Annotated in this window: 3 protein-coding genes and 1 pseudogene; 1 reads left to right on the forward strand and 3 read right to left on the reverse strand. The window is 65.1% G+C overall.

The annotated features are described in order from the left end of the window. A partial coding sequence (locus JYJ84_RS32620) for an AbrB family transcriptional regulator (protein ID WP_205189986.1) occupies positions 1 to 1,020 on the reverse strand: 1,020 nt, incomplete at its 3' end. A 483-nt stretch (positions 1,021 to 1,503) separates the two neighbouring features. On the opposite strand from JYJ84_RS32620, the gene JYJ84_RS32625 reads away from it, so the two are divergent. Then, positions 1,504 to 1,668, forward strand: a complete 165-nt coding sequence (locus JYJ84_RS32625; RefSeq protein WP_175220041.1) for a hypothetical protein — start codon at positions 1,504 to 1,506, stop codon at positions 1,666 to 1,668. Between the two features lie 128 nt (positions 1,669 to 1,796). Here the strand turns inward: JYJ84_RS32625 and JYJ84_RS32630 are convergent, their stop codons facing one another. Continuing rightward, a complete protein-coding gene (locus tag JYJ84_RS32630; protein ID WP_122947739.1) occupies positions 1,797 to 2,936 on the reverse strand; it encodes an enoyl-CoA hydratase/isomerase family protein in 1,140 nt (379 codons plus the stop codon). Beyond that, a pseudogene (locus JYJ84_RS32635) lies at positions 2,933 to 3,111 on the reverse strand (enoyl-CoA hydratase); the annotation flags it as partial. The pseudogene JYJ84_RS32635 and the gene JYJ84_RS32630, both read right to left, overlap by 4 nt.

A 3,111-nucleotide genomic window follows, 5' to 3' on the forward strand; every position in this document is an offset into this window, starting at 1 on the left:
CGCCAGCATCCGCCGACGGCGCGCGCGGGCGAGTGCCGCCGGCGCGAAATGCAGCACGACCAGCCGCGTCAGATGATGAGACAGGACGAACACGACGTTCAAGCCGCCGCCGTAGGCGACGATCGTGATCGTCTCGATGGCACCAGGCGCATACGAGAGCCACAGCGGCAGCACCCCGTAGCCGGACAGCCGCGCCATCCCCCACGCGAACGCACCGGCCACCATCAGCATCAGCGCGATGCATGCAACGCCGGTTCGGCCGTATCGCAGCCCGTCCGCCAGCGTGATCTGCCTGAACTGCGCGCCGATCAGCGCGCCCAGGATGACCGACGCCGCATCGACACACCACGCCGGCACCTCGACGTCAGGCAGCCACCCCGCTCGCACGAACACGCCGGTCAGCACGATGGCCGTGATCATGAACGGTGCCGGAATACCGAATCCGAGCAACGTCCGCCCGACCAGCACGCTCAGCGCCACCAGCCCCGTGAGCGCCAGCACCGTCGCGACCGGCAGCGCAGCGACGGCGACTTGCTGCGGCGCGCCCACCTGCGCCGGAATGAAACAACTGACCAGCACCGTGATCGACACGAGCCGCACCAGATGCACGACGATCACCTTGGCCGACGCACGCTCGGATTCCAGCAGGTCGAAGACCGCGGCGAGTGCGCCGGGATAAACGGCCAGCAGTGCATCGGCCCGGTTCCAGCGCGAGACGCGGGACAGCCAGAGACTGCCGACCACGATCTGCGCGGCCAGGCACAAGAGCAGGACGCCCAGGCTCGGCACGATCGAGACGACCATCTGCGTGTCCCACGACCTGAACATCAAGCCGGTCGCCGTGCCGAGCACGATCTGCACGAACTCGAGGCCGAAGCGCAACCTGGGCGCGAAACCGAACCGGCTGGTCGCGATCGTTGCGGCGAGAATCGCGCCGAGCAGCAGGCCATGCGGAACGCCCGCATACCGCAGCACCAGCCCGACCGCGGTCAGGCCGGCAAGATACGCGAGTGTCTTCATCGGGCAGCGCCCCGACCGTCTGCTACGCTCCGGCCAATCCACATGGAAATGTAATTAGAAGTAGTTGAAATTAAATGCCAAACTCAAAAACAGAACATTCGATTATTTCAGATTCAATCATCCATCATTCACGCATCCAATCAAGACGCGACGAAACTCATGTCAACTCACGCTGAAACACCGGATGCGTAACGAATCCTTCTGAAAAGCAGTTGATGCACGACTGCCGCCAATCGAGCAGCAGCCACGCACCCGGACGCAAACCGATGGCCTGACCGATGGCCGAACACCTGATTCATCCCGCGGAATCCGCGCAACCGGCACGGCTCAGCAAGCCAACCCGTGCACCATGGACGGGCGGCCACGGTGGCGTTGCCAGTACGCCCCATTGGAACGCCCGGTCGCAGGCAACACTGCACCCTGCCCGGAATAGTCCCTTTGCCCCATGCTTGCCTCGGATTTTTATCGAATAGCGGTATTTTCATGCGCGCTTTCGATAAGGCGACTTTAAATTATCGAACAGGCAATCAAATTTTGTTTGATGATACTAATGGCTTTGCCGATTCCATGGCAAGCAGAAACCCTCATCCGCCGCCCTTGAATCCGGAAATTATCATTGAGATTTTCATCCAACCCCGGCGGTTGTGATTTAGCGCGGCTGATGGTAATGCGTGTTCTCGCATGTCCGGCACTGGATGCGTGCCGACATCGAAATAAAAAAGCGGCGCAGCCGAAGCATGCGCCGCCTTGCAGGTTGCTGGCCGCGTGCCGGCCGTTCAATCCGCGCCCAGCGCCGCGAGCGGATGCGCGAACAGCTTCCACGGCGACGTGAGGAAATGCCGCACGCGTTCGGCGCGCAGCTCGACGAGCGACGCGGGCGCCCAGCGCGGCTTGCGATCCTTGTCGACGAGATGCGCGCGCACGCCTTCGCAGAAGTCGCCCTCCTCGATCGCGCGCGCGACGATGCCGAGCTCCATCCGGAACGATTCGGCCAGCGTCATCTGGCGGCCACGCAGCAGCGCCTCGCGCGTCACGTACAGCATCGTCGGCGAATGGCCGGTGAGCGCATCGAGCGTCGCCTGCAGCCATTGCCGGTGCTCGCGCGACAGTTCCTCGCGTGCGAGATCCTGCGTGAGCGTCGCGACGATCCGCTCGACGGTCGAGCGCTTGTCGAAGTGACGCACGATCCACGGCATCTGGCTGTCGAGCGCCGCATGCGGCACGACGTTGCACGGCGGCTCGAACACCTTGCGCAGCAGCGGCAACGCATCGCCTTCCCACTTGACGCTTTCGATGCGCGTCTCGAACGTATCGAGCCACGCGGACGGCACGCACAGATCCGCGAGCTTCGCGGTCAGTGCGTCGGCGCCCGACAGCATCGCGCCGGTCAGCCCGACGTACAGTTCGAGTTCGACCGGCATGCGCGACAGGAAATGCGTCGCGCCGACGTCGGGCACGAGGCCGATGCGCGTTTCCGGCATCGCGATCTTGCTGCGCTCGGTCGCGACGCGCAGCGCCGCGCCCTGTGCGAGGCCCATGCCGCCGCCCATCGTCACGCCGTCCATCAGTGCGACCACCGGCTTCGGGAACGTATGGATCGCGTAGTCGAGCCGGTATTCGTCGACGAAGAACGGCAGCCAGGTTTCGCGCTGCGCGACCATCCGGTACAACGCGCGCACGTCGCCGCCCGCGCAGAAGCCCTTCTCGCCGGCGCCGCGCAGCACGACCGCGACGATCTGGTCGTCGTCACGGCAGCGCTCGAGGAGCGCGGCCAGCTCGCCGATCATCGCGTACGACAGCGCATTGAGCGCGGCCGGCCGGTTCAGCGTGATCAGCGCCACGCGGTTCACCACGCGAAACAGCACCTCGGGGGCCTGCTCCGCGAACGCGTCGTGATTCATGACCGGCGTGCTCATCGTTGCGACTCTCCATCGGTGTGCCACTGCGGCGCGCGCTTGCCGAGGAACGCGGCCACGCCTTCGCGCGGGTCATTCGTCTCGAACAGGTCGACGAAGCGTTCGCGTTCGACCGCGAGCGCCGCGCTGCGCGGCACGCCGCGGCGCGCGAGGCCGATCAGCTCCTTGCTGTACG

This window comes from Burkholderia sp. LMG 13014, from assembly GCF_905232215.1.
Lineage (GTDB): Bacteria > Pseudomonadota > Gammaproteobacteria > Burkholderiales > Burkholderiaceae > Burkholderia.

What these genes read in the sequence shown, in the direction of transcription:
- JYJ84_RS32625 (WP_175220041.1), top strand. Translation starts at nt 1,504, where the DNA reads ATGCGCGCTTTCGATAAGGCGACTTTAAATTATCGAACAGGCAATCAA.
- JYJ84_RS32630 (WP_122947739.1), bottom strand. Translation starts at nt 2,936, where the DNA reads ATGAGCACGCCGGTCATGAATCACGACGCGTTCGCGGAGCAGGCCCCC.